The 13,829-nt window shown below is 53.4% G+C and carries 16 protein-coding genes and 1 tRNA gene; 10 read left to right on the forward strand and 7 right to left on the reverse strand.

What is annotated here, in order from left to right:
- Positions 1 to 121: 121 nt before the first annotated feature.
- Positions 122 to 787, reverse strand: a complete 666-nt coding sequence (locus tag SERRSCBI_RS08475) for a DUF2057 family protein (protein WP_042784136.1) — start codon at positions 785 to 787, stop codon at positions 122 to 124.
- Between the two features lie 256 nt (positions 788 to 1,043).
- Here SERRSCBI_RS08475 and SERRSCBI_RS08480 point away from each other — a divergent pair, with 256 nt between their 5' ends.
- Positions 1,044 to 1,457 (forward strand): CoA-binding protein, encoded by a 414-nt coding sequence (locus SERRSCBI_RS08480; protein WP_033642598.1) that lies wholly within the window; start codon positions 1,044 to 1,046, stop codon positions 1,455 to 1,457.
- A gap of 58 nt (positions 1,458 to 1,515) precedes the next feature.
- Here the strand turns inward: SERRSCBI_RS08480 and hspQ are convergent, their stop codons facing one another.
- Together hspQ and rlmI are read right to left on the reverse strand one after the other, a co-directional pair.
- Positions 1,516 to 1,833, reverse strand: coding sequence for a heat shock protein HspQ (hspQ, locus tag SERRSCBI_RS08485; protein ID WP_004928104.1), 318 nt, complete (start codon positions 1,831 to 1,833; stop codon positions 1,516 to 1,518).
- Between the two features lie 60 nt (positions 1,834 to 1,893).
- The gene (gene rlmI / locus SERRSCBI_RS08490; protein WP_042784137.1) at positions 1,894 to 3,084 is read right to left on the reverse strand and encodes a 23S rRNA (cytosine(1962)-C(5))-methyltransferase RlmI; all 1,191 of its coding nucleotides are present in this window, start codon (positions 3,082 to 3,084) and stop codon (positions 1,894 to 1,896) included.
- 93 nt (positions 3,085 to 3,177) lie between these two features.
- On the opposite strand from rlmI, the gene yccX reads away from it, so the two are divergent.
- Positions 3,178 to 3,456 (forward strand): acylphosphatase, encoded by a 279-nt coding sequence (yccX, locus tag SERRSCBI_RS08495; RefSeq protein WP_042784138.1) that lies wholly within the window; start codon positions 3,178 to 3,180, stop codon positions 3,454 to 3,456.
- A gap of 34 nt (positions 3,457 to 3,490) precedes the next feature.
- Here the strand turns inward: yccX and tusE are convergent, their stop codons facing one another.
- Positions 3,491 to 3,820, reverse strand: a complete 330-nt coding sequence (tusE, locus tag SERRSCBI_RS08500; RefSeq protein WP_033642601.1) for a sulfurtransferase TusE — start codon at positions 3,818 to 3,820, stop codon at positions 3,491 to 3,493.
- Positions 3,821 to 3,930: 110 nt separating this feature from the next.
- The gene (gene yccA / locus SERRSCBI_RS08505) at positions 3,931 to 4,590 is read right to left on the reverse strand and encodes an FtsH protease modulator YccA (RefSeq protein ID WP_042784139.1); all 660 of its coding nucleotides are present in this window, start codon (positions 4,588 to 4,590) and stop codon (positions 3,931 to 3,933) included.
- 229 nt (positions 4,591 to 4,819) lie between these two features.
- On the opposite strand from yccA, the gene SERRSCBI_RS08510 reads away from it, so the two are divergent.
- From SERRSCBI_RS08510 to SERRSCBI_RS24520, 8 genes are all read left to right on the forward strand, one after another.
- Positions 4,820 to 4,907, forward strand: a tRNA-Ser gene (locus SERRSCBI_RS08510).
- Positions 4,908 to 5,134: 227 nt separating this feature from the next.
- Positions 5,135 to 5,347 (forward strand): hypothetical protein, encoded by a 213-nt coding sequence (locus SERRSCBI_RS08515; RefSeq protein ID WP_004928089.1) that lies wholly within the window; start codon positions 5,135 to 5,137, stop codon positions 5,345 to 5,347.
- 820 nt (positions 5,348 to 6,167) lie between these two features.
- Complete coding sequence (locus SERRSCBI_RS08520) at positions 6,168 to 6,764, forward strand: fimbrial protein (protein ID WP_369795919.1); 597 nt, start codon at positions 6,168 to 6,170, stop codon at positions 6,762 to 6,764.
- A 54-nt stretch (positions 6,765 to 6,818) separates the two neighbouring features.
- Entirely contained in the window at positions 6,819 to 7,514 is a 696-nt protein-coding gene (locus SERRSCBI_RS08525; RefSeq protein WP_042785679.1) for a molecular chaperone, read from the forward strand.
- Between the two features lie 14 nt (positions 7,515 to 7,528).
- Positions 7,529 to 10,024: a fimbria/pilus outer membrane usher protein gene (locus tag SERRSCBI_RS08530; RefSeq protein ID WP_042784141.1), complete on the forward strand. Its 2,496-nt coding sequence runs from the start codon at positions 7,529 to 7,531 to the stop codon at positions 10,022 to 10,024.
- 15 nt (positions 10,025 to 10,039) lie between these two features.
- On the forward strand, positions 10,040 to 11,104 hold the full coding sequence (locus SERRSCBI_RS08535) for a fimbrial protein (protein ID WP_042784142.1): 1,065 nt from the start codon (positions 10,040 to 10,042) through the stop codon (positions 11,102 to 11,104).
- A 136-nt stretch (positions 11,105 to 11,240) separates the two neighbouring features.
- Positions 11,241 to 11,765: a hypothetical protein gene (locus SERRSCBI_RS23765; protein WP_049866670.1), complete on the forward strand. Its 525-nt coding sequence runs from the start codon at positions 11,241 to 11,243 to the stop codon at positions 11,763 to 11,765.
- A gap of 85 nt (positions 11,766 to 11,850) precedes the next feature.
- The gene (locus SERRSCBI_RS24520) at positions 11,851 to 12,372 is read left to right on the forward strand and encodes a LuxR family transcriptional regulator (protein WP_198036336.1); all 522 of its coding nucleotides are present in this window, start codon (positions 11,851 to 11,853) and stop codon (positions 12,370 to 12,372) included.
- 74 nt (positions 12,373 to 12,446) lie between these two features.
- Here SERRSCBI_RS24520 and SERRSCBI_RS08550 read toward each other — a convergent pair whose 3' ends face one another.
- Positions 12,447 to 13,247, reverse strand: a complete 801-nt coding sequence (locus SERRSCBI_RS08550) for a DNA/RNA non-specific endonuclease (RefSeq protein WP_042784143.1) — start codon at positions 13,245 to 13,247, stop codon at positions 12,447 to 12,449.
- Between the two features lie 187 nt (positions 13,248 to 13,434).
- Positions 13,435 to 13,749, reverse strand: a complete 315-nt coding sequence (locus SERRSCBI_RS08555; protein WP_016928271.1) for a hypothetical protein — start codon at positions 13,747 to 13,749, stop codon at positions 13,435 to 13,437.
- Between the last annotated feature and the right edge of the window lie 80 nt (positions 13,750 to 13,829).

A 13,829-nucleotide genomic window follows, 5' to 3' on the forward strand; every position in this document is an offset into this window, starting at 1 on the left:
CTCAGTGTCCTTCGCTAATCGGTGATGTGCGACAGATTACTGAAACTGTTTTTCACTGCCTAGCGTTTGCAGTTGAAAATGCGAAGAAAAGGCGCCTTCGCGGCTAAGGCGCCGGGAGGGATCAGCGAACCGGTTGTTTGTTGGCCCAGTGCAGGAAGCGCTTCTGGGTTTCCTTGTCCGCCTGTTGGAACCAGTATTGCAGCATCTGTTCCGACACGTTTTCACCTTTCAGCGTCACCGTCGGGGCATTCACCGGTGCGCCGGCCGGCAGGGAGGCTGTTGTGTTGCCTGCGTTCGGCTGGACGAAAAGCGGGACGGAAGCCGGGCTGTTTTGGCGGTTGTAATCCGTCATCACCTTTTCCAAATCGGCATTGAAGGTGACGCTGTCGGGATGCAGCACATCATGCTGGAACGGCAGGGCATTACCCTCTTTATCCACTACCCGATAGTTCAGCGTTTTATCGAAGCGTTGCGCGTCACGATCGTTCTCGATGCGCGGCAGTTCGATCGCCACCTGACTGATCTTTTGCGTATTGAAGGTGGCAACCAGCGGCAGGGACGCATAGGCCTGCGTATGCTGGCCGGAACGTACGGTTTTGGTCACTTTAAACAGCAGCTGGTGCTGTCCGCCATCCAGTTCAAGGCTGTCGGCGCCTTTTAACAACGAACCTGTCATTTTCTTGCCGTCGACCACCAGCAGATCGATGTCCGGGGAGAGTTTCAGGGTCGTAGCCGCGGCAGGCATGCTGATGCTGAGCAACGCCGCAACCACCAGACCAAATTTCATCATTATCTCCTTATAAAGTGACGTAGCTCTAAGTGTTGAACATGGCATAGGTTGTGTCAAAATTTTTCAATTGGGTATTTTATTTACATTTTTACATATTTATTTGTAATTAGACACGTCTGTGCGTGGCTGAACCGCGACAGCCTCAGACCATAAGATTACGCTGAAGTTTCCTGCGCGTAGCGTTTAGCTGCGCGAATGCCGATCGGTTACACTCGAAACGGAAGAGTGACGCAGTGATAAACGGGAGTTGAAGATGCAAGATCAAGAGATTGTTGAGTTATTGCAGCAGGTGAAAACCATCGCGCTGGTGGGCGCCAGCGATAACCCGTCGCGGCCCAGCTATGGGGTGATGGCTTATCTGTTGTCGCAGGGATATCAGGTGATCCCGGTGAGCCCAAAACTGGCGGGGCAGACGCTGTTGGGGCAGCCGGTTTATGCCACGCTGGCCGCCATCCCGCAGCCGGTCGATATGGTCGACGTTTTTCGCAATTCGGAGGCAGCCTACGGCGTGGCGCAAGAGGCGATAGCGATCGGTGCCAAGGCGCTGTGGTTGCAGATCGGCGTGATTAATGACCAGGCGGCAGTGCTGGCGCAACAGGCCGGGCTGCAGGTGGTGATGGATCGCTGCCCGAAAATCGAAATCCCGCGTTTGGGGCTGGAGCGCTAAATAAAAAGAGCCCGGCGCGATGCCGGGCTCTTTCAGGGTTTCTCAGGTCTTGGCGCGGTCAATTGCGCAAGCGTGGCGCCTGTAACTGGTGACGGATGGATTCCGCCAGTTCATCCAGCGATGGTTGCTCGGGATGCGCTTCCTGGGGCTCGCCATCCAGCTGCGCTTCCGCCAGATAGGTATGCACCGGTTGGCCTTCCTCGTCTTCCATCACCACGTGGTACCAAGGAGCGGAACGCAGTTCATCGTTCGCCGCTATCTCGTCAGCTTTGGGTTGTTCCAAAGAGTATTCAGGGTCGATATCGATAACGACGCCCAAATACCCCAGCAGTTTATGCCTAACCTGTTGTCCGATACCGAATTTGCTGGCAATCATGATGACCTCCTGAGAAACAATGCCTTGCTCATATATGGGGGCAAGGCAGCGCATTTCAAGTTACATCACCCGACAAGCGAAGCCTTTCAGATACAGCCCCTCAGGGTACGTGGCGATCACCGGGTGATCGGCAGCCTGGCGGAACTGTTCTATAAATTGTACATCACGTCCGGCATCTACAGCGGCGTCGGCCAAAATTTTCTGGAACAGATCGGTCGGCATCAGCCCGGAGCAAGAGAAGCTGAGCAGAATGCCGCCCGGGTTCAGCAGCTGCAGCGCCAGCATATTAATGTCTTTGTAGCCACGGCAGGCGCTGGCCAGCTGGTTTTTGTTCTCGACGAACTTCGGCGGATCCATGATGATCAGATCGAATTTCTCGCCCTGGGCGCGGTAGTTGCGCAGCAGTTGGAACACGTCATCGCGAACGAACTCTGCCTTGTTCAGATCCAACTTGTTGAGCTCGACGTTCTGTCTGGCGATATCCAGCGCCGCCTGCGAGGTATCTACACTGATCACCTGCGCGCAGCCGCCCATCAGAGCGGAAACGGCGAAGGCGCCGGTGTAAGAGAAGCAGTTCAGCACCCGGCGGCCGGCGGAGTAGTTACGCGCCGCCAGGCGGCTGTCGCGCTGATCGAGATAGAAACCGGTCTTGTGCCCTTGCTGAATGTCCACCAGCAGTTTCATGCCGTGTTCGGTGATCGGCAGCAGCTCCGGCGGCAGATCGCCCAGCACCGGGCCTTGCGCCAGCGGCAGGCCTTCTTTTTTACGCACCGCCACGTCGGAACGGTCGTAAATTGAACATTCCGGGTAACAATGCTGCAGAGCGGAAAGCAGAGCCGGGCGCTGATATTCGGCGCCGGCGGACAGCAGCTGCAGCACCAGGAAATTCTGGAAGCGATCGATAGTGATGCCCGGTAGGCCGTCGGACTCGCCGGCGATCAGGCGGTATCCGTCCAGGCCGTCGCGCTGCGCGACCCAATCACGCCAGCTTTGCGCTTGCTGCAGGCGGCGAATGAAGAAATCGATGTTAATCTCTTCATCCTGCTGGAAAGTCCAGACGCGTGCGCGGATCTGCGACTCGGGCGAATAGGCGCCGCGAGCCAGCCATTTGCCCTGGCTGTCGAGAATATCGATGGTTTCACCGGAGAGCGCTTTGCCCTCGACGCGTTGAACGGCGCCGGAGAATACCCAAGGGTGACGACGGAGTAAGGACTTTTCACGTCCTTTGGCGAGAAACAGGCGTACGGTCATAATTAATAATGCTGCCAGCTAGGATAGAAAGAGTGACACGGCGGTGCAAAGGCACGGCAATGCCATAACGAAAACTGAATTAAGGGGGCGATTATGACACAAGTTTGCATTGCTGCGTATGTGTATGGCGTGGTGCAGGGGGTAGGGTTTCGCTATTCCACTCAGCGGCAGGCTGAGGCGCTGGGGGTGACGGGCTATGCGCGCAACCTTGATGACGGCAGCGTTCAGGTGGTGGCCTGCGGCACACAGGCGCAGGTGGACTCGCTGGTCGCATGGCTGAAGCAGGGCGGCCCGCGCAGCGCGCGCGTCGAACGCGTGCTGGTGGAGCCGCAGGGCGTGACCGACTACGACGGGTTCGGCATTCGCTATTAAGTGCTCGCCTGCAGCGGCGCTGCGGGCGGAGCGGTCAGATGCATTTTACCGGTTTGGGCAATCCGGCGATCTTGGTGGCCTGTTTGGCCGGCCCTTTCGGGAACAGGCGGTACAGATAGCGGCTGTTGCCTTTTTCTTCGCCGTATTTCTGCGCCATGGCTTTGACCAGCATGCGAATAGCCGGTGAGGTATTGAATTCCTGATAGAAGTCGCGCACAAAGCGCACCACTTCCCAGTGTGCTTCGGTGAGCACGATCTCTTCCTGCGCGGCCAGCAGCGGCGCCAGGCCTTCATGCCAGTCGGCGCTGTTTTTCAGATAGCCCTGCGCGTCAGTGTCGATAACCCGACCTTCAAACTCCAACATACTGCCTCGATAACGGATAATTCGGAACGGCCGCCAGTTTAGCAAATTTTTTCAGCCGCAAAAAATAAAGCCCCGCCGGAGCGGGGCCTGGAAGGCGGGGTAACACGCGATCAGTTGCTGCGGGCGAAGCCCAGGATGCTCAACAGGCTGATGAACATGTTGTACAGCGATACGTACAGGCTGACGGTGGCGCGAATGTAGTTGGTCTCGCCGCCGTGAATGATGTTGCTGGTTTCCCACAGGATCGCGCCGGCGGAGAACAGAATGAACAGCGCGCTGATCGCCAGGTGCAGAGCAGGGATCTGCAGGAACAGGTTGGCGATCACCGCCACCAGCAGCACCACAAAACCGGCCATCATCATGCCGGACAGGAACGACATGTCTTTACGGGTGGTCAGCACGTAGGCCGAGCAGCACAAGAACACCGCGGCGGTGCCGCCCAGCGCCAGCATGATCAGATCGCCCGCGCCGGCGTTCAGGAACGAGCTGAGGATCGGGCCGAGGGCATACCCCATGAAACCGGTCAACGCGAACGCCGCCAGAATGCCTGCCGGGCTGTTGGCCAGTTTATGCGTCAGGAACATCAGGCCGTAGAAGCCAACCAGCATCAGCAGCAAGCCCGGCGCAGGCAGGCCCAGCAGGGTACTGGCGGTTGCGGTCAGCGCCGAGAAAGCCAGCGTCAGGGATAACAGGAAATAGGTGTTGCGCAGGACTTTATGCGTGCTGAGCAGGGAGTCGCGCGAGGAAGACGAGACGACAATGCGGTCCATAATGATCTCTCTTATCAGGCCATCACAAAATAATCCCGATGATAGGCAGCGCAAGCGCTTGATTAAAGTTTGTTTACCAATCTTTACCCTTAGTTATCATTGTTGCAACAGCGGGGGGAGCGGCCACGCGTTTGTTCGCCGGCTTGCATCATTCCGTCGATTTTTCGCGCGGTTGAACGCGCCTGGGCTTTACAAGCGAATAAGCTCTGTTTATAGTGCGCGTCGTTGCGGAGGGGTGGCCGAGTGGCTGAAGGCAACGGTCTTGAAAACCGTCGACGGGAAACCGTTCCAGAGTTCGAATCTCTGCTCCTCCGCCATACATTCTGACCCCGCGCTCTTAGAGCGCGGGGTTTTTTGCTTTTGCGTGCTGAGAACTTGACGGTCGCCCGCAGGAAACGCGAACGGCTATTGATAAGGGCTACGCATCGGTGAGATTATGCGGTCATCAAGGCAGGCTGCTCGGATGCCTGCTGCTGTCAGGCGTGACCGGCACGATAATTAACGCCGCCTTATCGATTTTGCTTAATACTCTTAGGAGACAGAGATGAACTGGTATCAAGTCGCCCTATGGACCATGATTTTTCTCAAGTCCGGCGCTTTCCTGGTGTTCGTATGGTGGTGGATGTTCAAACGTGCGACCAAACCCTATGAGCGTCCGAAAGACGTTGTGGTCGACGAGACGCCGTATGACGATAGCCTTACGATGGAAGAGGTGATGAAGAATCACGGCATCGTACGGACTGAAAAGCCGCTCTGATCGTCGAATGTCTGTGTTGCTATCAACCCGAGCCTGTGGCGCTCGGGTTTTTTATTCCCGCCGTTACTCGCGATGCATCCCTTTTCCCCAATCTTGTTTGACCCCTGTAGCGATTTATTTAAATGAATTATCTTTCAGTATATTTTTAATATACTTTAAAGGTGGGTTTTATATTGATAGGGAAAGATATATTTTTCTCTGAAAAATTCATCCTTATCGACTGAGTAAAGAAAAATTCGCACGCTGTTTCTTGTGTGTCTGAATATTCATGTGCAGAGAGTATCGCATTTCCGGGCTACTCCTATAGCGGTAGGTCGGATAATTTTTAAGGTAGGGGAAAAGTAAACCTTACGTGGAGGGATGAGGAGGGTTAAGGAATCTAAGATTTTTCTTTGTGTGTTTTTTCTTTTTATATCAATGGCTTTTTGTTTTTTATGCCACAAGCGCTTTTATGAGGAAATGGCGGCCCTCATTTGACCCGCGCAGTAAGCAGCCTGCCGTACTCACTCTTTTAAGGCACACATCCTTCCGGTCATTGCTCGATTCATTTTTTTTATTGTCATGAAAATTATTTGATTCGATGTTGCAATTTTTTTTGTCTTTGGAATTAATATGTCCTGCATCTGGCGGTGAATGAGATTTTTCCCATTGTCGGATATCTTTTAGAATACACTTGGATATATATAAATATATACCGTCGCATATAAACTTTTAGATGGCAGGATGCTGTCAATACTCTGCTATTGCCTAAGCTTCGTTAGCCTCTAAACGGTTTAATGGTGTAGGTCATTTTATATATGCTCTCTCAGCGAAGAAAGTAATGGGGTTTATTATGATTAAGCAAGGCATCTCTTTGGCGGTATTGGCTGCCGCGTTAACATCTGTGGGCGCAACGGCGGCAGATAATTCCGCCGGTGGCGTTATTTCGTTTAGCGGTGCCGTTACGGATACCACTTGTACCATCAATGGCGGGAAAAGCGCCGATTTTACCGTTGCGCTCAGCCCGATTTCCGTGACTGATGCGGGCACCGTGGTCGGCCCCATCACCAAAAACAAGAAATCTTTCTCGCTGACGTTCTCCGGCTGCACGCCGGCGGCGGGAACGGCCGGTACGCCGCTGAAGATCTACTTCTCTTCGGCGAATAATATCTCTACCGACGGGAAATATCTGCTGAACAGCTCCGTGAATGAAAGCGACGCCGCCGTAGCGAAAAACGTCGGTTTTTCTCTGGCTGAGCCGGGTTCATCCACGCCGATTCCGTTGAACGTGCCTTATGTCACCAAGATCAAAGGCGATAAAACGGCGCCGGATGCCGAAACGCTGACGCTGGACGCCTATTACTACAAGACCAATGCATTGGCGGCAAAAGTGGGGGAATTGAGTTCCAACGTGACTTACACCATTTCTTACCTGTAATTGCAATTAAGCCAGGCCTGCGCCCAAGGCAAAGGCCTGGCTTCTGGGGTGACTATGAAACAGTGCTTAATCTTTGCTGGATTGTTTCTCAGCAGCTTTTGCGCCGATGCCAATATTGTAATTAATGGAACGCGCGTTATTTATCCGGAAAAAAACAAGGATGTTATCGTTCAGTTAGTCAACAATGGTGACGATCCGGCACTGGTGCAGGCATGGATTGATGACGGTGATATAAATTCGACGCCTGAAACGGCAACCGTGCCGTTCTTGTTATCCCCGCCGGTTGTGAAAGTTGCCGGAAATAATGGCCAGCAATTACGCATACAAAAAATGAACGCGGCGCTTCCCGGCGATCGTGAGTCGGTATTTTATTTGAATGTGCTGGATATCCCGCCTACGCCGGAGAATTTGCAGGGCGTCAATACGCTGCAATTAGCCATCAAATCACGCATCAAGCTATTTTATCGCCCGGCAGGGTTAACCGGCAGTGTCAATAACATCACCGACTTCATTGAACTCCAGGCGGCGGGGAAGGGATTTAAGGTTATCAACAAAGGCCCTTACTATTTTACGTTGGCCAATGTTGATCAGAAAGGCAAAAAGAATCTGTTGGTCGATTCAGTGATGGTCGGGCCATATTCCAGCCTCTTTGCCCCGACCAAAGTTGGCGTGAGCCGGAATATTCCCTACACCCTGCTCTATATCGACGACCTGGGGGCTTATAAATCTAAAGCCATTACAGCCCGCTAACGTGAAGAACGGCCATGAAGCTTAAACTAAAATTGCTTTCGATACTGACCGCATCTGTATTCATACCGTTAAATAAAGCATCGGCGATGAAATTCGACACTTCTCTATTGGCCGGTGCGTCCAGCGAATCCGATCTGTCGCGTTTTTACCTCAATAATGACATGCCGGCAGGCACGCAAACGGTCGACGTGTATGTCAACCAGAGTTGGAAAGGGCGGTTCTCGTTGCAGTTCGGCGAACATAAAGGCGATATTCGCATCGCCCATCGTGACGCCGCCCTGTTGGGCATCGATATGAGTCGTTTGTCCATCGGGGTGGACAAGGGGCCGATCCCCGTCCAAACGTTAGTGCAAGGAGGAAGGGCGGACTTCGATGTGGGGACGTTGAGCCTTAAGCTGACGGTGCCCCAGTCGCGAGTGATTCGCGCAGAGGCCGGCTATGTTGACGCCAAATTTTGGGATCGCGGCGTGCCTGCGTTGCTGCTGGCCTATAACGCCACCTATTACCACGTGCAGTCGTTGCAGGGCGACAAGGCGTCAAACGACGATTTCTATACCGGTTTGGAATCGGGGATCAATCTGGCGGGTTGGCAATTCAGAGACAGCAGCAATTTCCGCAGCAGTTCGCGGCAAGGCAGCGATTGGCAAAATAATACTCGCTATGTGCAGCGTGGCTTCGCCGCCATCAAATCGAACCTGACGATGGGCGATTTCTATTCGCCGGGTGATTTGTTCGACTCGATTCGGGTGCGGGGCGGCGCTTTAGCCTCGGATATCAACATGCGGCCCAATTCGCAGCAGGGCTTTTCGCCGATAGTACGGGGCGTGGCGCAGAGCAATGCCCTGGTGAAAGTATTGCAAAACGGCAACCTCATCTATCAGGAGAACGTGCCGCCGGGCGCCTTTACGCTGGACAATATATTGCCGACCGGTTCTGCGGGGGATCTGTTGGTCGTGGTCAGGGAAGCCGACGGGCGGGAACAATCCTTTACCGTGCCGTTTTCCGCCGTTCCCAACATGTTGAAGCAGGGCGTCAGCAAATATGGCCTGGTGGCCGGTAAGGTCAATCAGGCGGATACCGACTATGCGCCCGCTTTCGTGCAGGGCACGCTGCAGTACGGCTTCAATAATCTGGTCACCGGTTATGCCGGTACGATCCTCAGCGAGGACTATCGCGCCTGGCTGCTGGGCAGTGGCTGGAATCTGCCGTTCGGCGCGGTATCCGTCGATGTGACTCAGGCCTCGACGCATTTGCAGGATCGCAACGAGAATGGGCAAAGTTTTCGGATCGCCTACAGCAAGTTTTTGGACGCTACCGCAACCAACTTCACGCTGGCGGCTTACCGTTATTCGACCAAAGGTTATTACAGTTTCAACGATGCCATCTACACCCATCAAGGCTACCGCGAGCGTGACAAGCGCTTTCACGATTATTGGAACGATCGGGATGACGATGAGCTTGCCCCGCTGGATTTGAATACCTGGGACGCCGTTCGCGCCGCTCGTCCGCGCAATACCTTCAATTTGAACCTGAATCAGAGGCTCGCAGACGGGTGGGGCACGCTCTATTTCTCCGGCACCCAGCGCGACTATTGGTCGGATACGAATAAAAGCCGGGAATACCAGCTCGGGTATTCAAACGCCTTCGCGCGCGTCAGTTACAACATTTCCGCGAGTCGCGTGAGAAATTCCGATCGCAAAGAAGAGACGCGGTTTTATCTCTCTTTGAGCGTGCCGTTGTCGATGTTCGACAACAATGCCTATCTCAGCACCAGCTTATCCGCCACCGATTCGCACTATCAGCAAAGCTCGCTGAGCCTGAGCGGCAATGCGCTGGAATCAAACCGTCTGAGTTATGCGCTTGCCGGCAGCAATCAAAGCGGCGGCAACAGCATGGCGAGCGTGAATGCCGCCTATCGCGCCAACGCGACGACCGTCGGCGGCTCCTACAGTGAATCATCAGACTATCGACAGTTGGGCATGAGCGCCCGCGGCAGCCTGGTGGCGATCCCTTGGCATTTGCTGGCGTCCAACGAAATGGGCAACACCATGATGGTGGTGGACGCGCCCAAGGCCAAAGGGCTGATGGTGAACGGCGACGAGAGCATCGTCACTAACGACGAAGGGCTGGCTTTGGTGCCTTACGCCACACCTTACCGGCAAAACTCCGTGACATTGTCGGATACCGGCAACAGTTCCGGCGCCGAGATCGTCGGCAATATCGCCAACAGCGTGCCCTATGCCGGCGCCGTCAACTATTTGAGATTCGAAACCGATCGGCGTCGGCCTTATACGCTGCGCGCCTTTAAGCGCGGCAATAAGCCCCTGCCATTTGGTGCGGAGGTGGCGGATCAAAGCGGGCATGCCATTGGCTTCGTCGGGCAGGCCAGCGTCCTGTATCTGCGGGTGGAGCAGCAGCCAACGTCGCTGGAGGTCAGGCTGAATGACGGTGTCTGCAAGATTGAACGCCCGAAAATCTCGATGGACAGCGCAGCCAACACATGTCGATAAAAGGATAATTACACCATGCTCAGGATACTCGCACTGACCCTGTCCCTGTTGTTCAGCGGTTACAGTTACGCTTCATGCTACGGCAACGGCATCCAATATGCGCCGCCTATCTACGTCGATTTGTCGGATAAGCTCAGCGATAAAACGCCGGTCTGGGAAGGCAGTTTTTATACGCAATACAGCGGTTCATTCAGTTGTTCAACCTCGAACAGCGAATTCGGCTATACGCGCATCCTGTCAACCGACAGCACAAAGGCGACCATTCTGGGATTCAACAACGGTAAATATTGGATACGCGCGGAAATAACCAACGACATCGCCAACAAAAAACTTAGCGGTTGGGGATCGCACTCCGCTTCGGAATTGAATCAGCCGATGAATATTCGTTTCAGTCTGGTCAGCAAGACGGGCACATCGATACCCGGCGACACGGTTAGCCTTAAGGACGTGATGTTCGTGACCGATCTGAGCGGGATGTCCTTGCTGGAGATCATTTTGTGGCCCGCCAAGCAGTTGGTGAAGATCTTGACCTGGCTGCTCAACGGTTTCAATTGGCCTTACGATCAGCGCGACATGTACGGGCAGCCGATGACCATCAAGTATGCGCCCAAGATGACGACCTGCACTTTCGACAATGCCGGCCTGGCGGTGAAGTTGCCGACGCTGGGGATATCGCAGATTACTCAGGGGGCGCAAAATGGCCTGACGCCCTTTACGCTGAATTTCAGCTGCCAGAATCGGCAAAGTGGCGGCACGGCCGATCGGGATATCAATATGTTTTTATCCAGCAATAATCTGTTATCTTCGGATAATACGGTTTTGATTGATAAAAGCGCTGAGGCGGCAAAAGGCATTGGCATCCGGCTGGTCAAGACGGCTTCGCCGAATAATCCCGTCACTCTGTCGCTTTCCAGCGTGACGCCAGGCGCGGCGACTTCATTATTTCACGTGGGAACCGGCAATACCTTGGATGCGCAATTTTCCATAGGCATGGCGGCCTATTATTATCCTTACAGACCCACCGCAATGAGCAGCGGGGGAATTAACACATCGGCTACGCTTAACATTATATATAAATAATTCTTTTGTTATTTTTAATAATAAAAAACAGGTTGCCACATATAAGAAAAATCTTAACATGGTAATTGGTGGCGAATATTATTTGCTTGAATAATATTGGTGTTTAATCCGGATCTCTATGTTGAGGATGAATTGTATGACGGAACAAATCCAGATCGGTGTCAAAGTGGAAAAATCGCTAAAAGATGAGGTTGACGTCATTCTTCGCGGTTTGGATATTAAGCCGACGACGGCGATAAATGGGCTTTATCAATATATCTCGCAGCATGGAGAGCTCCCTTTTGTCATATCAACCAGCGTGAAAACACCGAAGGATATCGCCGGCGGGTTGTTCAAGAACCTGTTTTCCTTACAAAGCACGCTCAGCGTTTTCCTGGATAAAGTGCAAATGAAGCGGTGTGTCAGCAGGGAGGAAGTATTGATTGTGCTCGATATATTGCGCGATTTTATCGTTGGTTTTCGCCAAAGCGCGCAATATCTCGGCGCTTCGCCTTTCGGTCGGCGCGTAGTTTGGAAGGATGCCGTATGCGCCGTCGAGAGTATTCATGAAATTCTAGATAATAACGTGAAATACAGTGAAGATGGCATTATGAATTTGGATGAAAAATATCTTTCATCGCTGTCCGCATTGCTGATCTCATTATGTTCTTCACTTAAGTAAGTCGAACCAATAAATTTAATTGACATGACTGCCATGGGGGCGTTGTTAAAAACGCGCCCATGATAAATAGCAATGGGGTGATCCTGTGCGAGTGGCTATATTTTCTGATGATTACTATTTATTCTATGGCATATCGCAGATCTTAATGTCGTTGGAGGGCGTTGAAGTTATGGGGCTGCATTCATCTGCACGCCGTGGATTACATGCCATGTATTGTCATGCAGAAGTGGTCATTGTCTCTTTCTCGTCTATCTGTCGGGTTATGAATTTCTTATCGCATATTATCGACAGGCCTGACAATACGATCGTCTTAACCGGCGTGGAAACGCCGCGACTGGCGAATTTTAACTGTCTGAAAAAAAACATCGGTCTTACGACGTTCGTTGAGGCAATAAAAATGTTCACCGCGAGCTGCAAAGGGCAGAGCCTGTCGCCGCGCGAGCTTTCGGTGTTGGCCATGCTGCTGGCGGGAAAACCGAATACCGGCGTCGCTAAGGCGTTGGGCATTTCCGAGAAAACCGTCAGCCAGCATAAAATGAACGCCATGCGTAAATTGGAAATCGAACGTTTTCACCAATTTATTGTTGCGGCGGATGAGCGAGTGTAAGCGTGATGCCGTTGGCGGAGTGAGCGCCGTCTGATGCCCGAGTAAAAATAAACCCGCCGAAGCGGGTTTTTCCGTCAGTTTTTGCAGCCCATCAACTCCGGCAGAACGCCGGGCTTGTTCTTCAGCGAAGCCTGTACGTCGTCAGGCAGACCAGCCCAGATGATCAGGCCGGTGCGTTTCTCGATCTCGTCCACCGTCACGCGGAATTGGCAAAAATCGGCGCCCTTCGGCGTGTTTTGATCGAACAGGAAAGCGGCATAGTGGTTCACCGCCGGGCTGTTGTTGATGAAAATCACCTTCCAGTAGGCGCTGGGGATGGTGTGCGCTTTCTGGGTGCCCGGCAGTTTGCCCATATCGCGTTCATACAGCGGCCCGGTCACGGTATAGACCGAAGAGATGTCCGCGCGATCGATAAGCTTGCGCTCCTGCTCTTCCAGCCGCGCCCAGGCGCCCTGGTTCAAGTCAGACTTTTGCGGCGTGATGTTGGACAGGTAGTTCAGCGATTCCCAGTCGGAAACGCCGGCCAACGAGGCCAGCGGCGCCTGATGGCCGCGATCGACCTTCAGCGCCGCGTTGGCGCCGGTGTAATCGGCAGGGGCCAGGGTATCTGCCGGATTGAGCGCCGGGTCGGTTTTCCAGTTGCGCGTCTTGCCGCTGGCCGGCGTGTCTTTGGTGATGTGATAGGCCACCCAGTTGGCGAATTTGGTGGTGCTGTTATTGTTCAACGTATAAGCATGACGCACGATCGACACATTGCTGCTGCCGCCGGTCGGGCAGCCAACCGCGCAGTTGTCGATAGATTCGAGCGTCTCGGCCGACGCCTGTGCGGCGAACAGCAGGGCGGCCAGGGCCAACATCTTGTTGTTAAAGCGCATATTCATATCCTCAATAAGTTAAAAAATACTGTATATATTTACAGTAAATTAAACTTATCGCAGTGAAACGAATACAACAATGCAACACATTCATGTTGTGAATGTGTCAGTCATGGTACAGCTATACCGCACGTTAAAGTCGGTAGAAATAAAAACGGCGTCCAACAGACGCCGTTTCAAAAGGGGGTTATTCCAGCAGGTCGTTGACCGTGCGGCGAACGTAGTGCGTCATCTGCGCCAGATCGTCCGGTGATACCGGCCCGCCGCCGGCGCGCACCACCTGCTGCTCAATTTGGGCGATCTCTTGCTCGACCTTGTTGGCGATCTGCACTTTGACTATCTTGTCCACCGAAGACAGCAGCACCTTCAATACCACTTTCAACGCGATGTTTTCGCAGAACGAGTCGTAGTGATGAACCGGCGGCGGCGGGGCCGGAGCCGGCTCGGGCGCGCGCGGAGCCAGAGCTTTGAAGCTGTCTACATTTTCAATAATAAGATCCATGTCTCTTATTAGTTCATCAAAATCTTTAGACACTGACTTATTCCCTTCGCTGTGCGCAAAAAACAGAACGCCCGTCCTCG

Origin of the sequence: Serratia sp. SCBI (genome assembly GCF_000747565.1) — a bacterium.
GTDB lineage: Bacteria > Pseudomonadota > Gammaproteobacteria > Enterobacterales > Enterobacteriaceae > Serratia > Serratia ureilytica.

Bases quoted from the DNA above. Each gene is read 5' to 3' on its own strand.
- SERRSCBI_RS08530 (WP_042784141.1), top strand. From the start codon at position 7,529: ATGAAGCTTAAACTAAAATTGCTTTCGATACTGACCGCATCTGTATTC.
- SERRSCBI_RS08520 (WP_369795919.1), top strand. From the start codon at position 6,168: ATGGGGTTTATTATGATTAAGCAAGGCATCTCTTTGGCGGTATTGGCT.
- SERRSCBI_RS23765 (WP_049866670.1), top strand. From the start codon at position 11,241: ATGACGGAACAAATCCAGATCGGTGTCAAAGTGGAAAAATCGCTAAAA.
- rlmI (WP_042784137.1), bottom strand. From the start codon at position 3,084: ATGACCGTACGCCTGTTTCTCGCCAAAGGACGTGAAAAGTCCTTACTC.
- SERRSCBI_RS08555 (WP_016928271.1), bottom strand. From the start codon at position 13,749: ATGGATCTTATTATTGAAAATGTAGACAGCTTCAAAGCTCTGGCTCCG.
- SERRSCBI_RS08515 (WP_004928089.1), top strand. From the start codon at position 5,135: ATGAACTGGTATCAAGTCGCCCTATGGACCATGATTTTTCTCAAGTCC.
- yccX (WP_042784138.1), top strand. From the start codon at position 3,178: ATGACACAAGTTTGCATTGCTGCGTATGTGTATGGCGTGGTGCAGGGG.
- SERRSCBI_RS08475 (WP_042784136.1), bottom strand. From the start codon at position 787: ATGAAATTTGGTCTGGTGGTTGCGGCGTTGCTCAGCATCAGCATGCCT.
- yccA (WP_042784139.1), bottom strand. From the start codon at position 4,590: ATGGACCGCATTGTCGTCTCGTCTTCCTCGCGCGACTCCCTGCTCAGC.
- hspQ (WP_004928104.1), bottom strand. From the start codon at position 1,833: ATGATTGCCAGCAAATTCGGTATCGGACAACAGGTTAGGCATAAACTG.
- tusE (WP_033642601.1), bottom strand. From the start codon at position 3,820: ATGTTGGAGTTTGAAGGTCGGGTTATCGACACTGACGCGCAGGGCTAT.
- SERRSCBI_RS08525 (WP_042785679.1), top strand. From the start codon at position 6,819: ATGAAACAGTGCTTAATCTTTGCTGGATTGTTTCTCAGCAGCTTTTGC.
- SERRSCBI_RS08480 (WP_033642598.1), top strand. From the start codon at position 1,044: ATGCAAGATCAAGAGATTGTTGAGTTATTGCAGCAGGTGAAAACCATC.
- SERRSCBI_RS08535 (WP_042784142.1), top strand. From the start codon at position 10,040: ATGCTCAGGATACTCGCACTGACCCTGTCCCTGTTGTTCAGCGGTTAC.
- SERRSCBI_RS08550 (WP_042784143.1), bottom strand. From the start codon at position 13,247: ATGCGCTTTAACAACAAGATGTTGGCCCTGGCCGCCCTGCTGTTCGCC.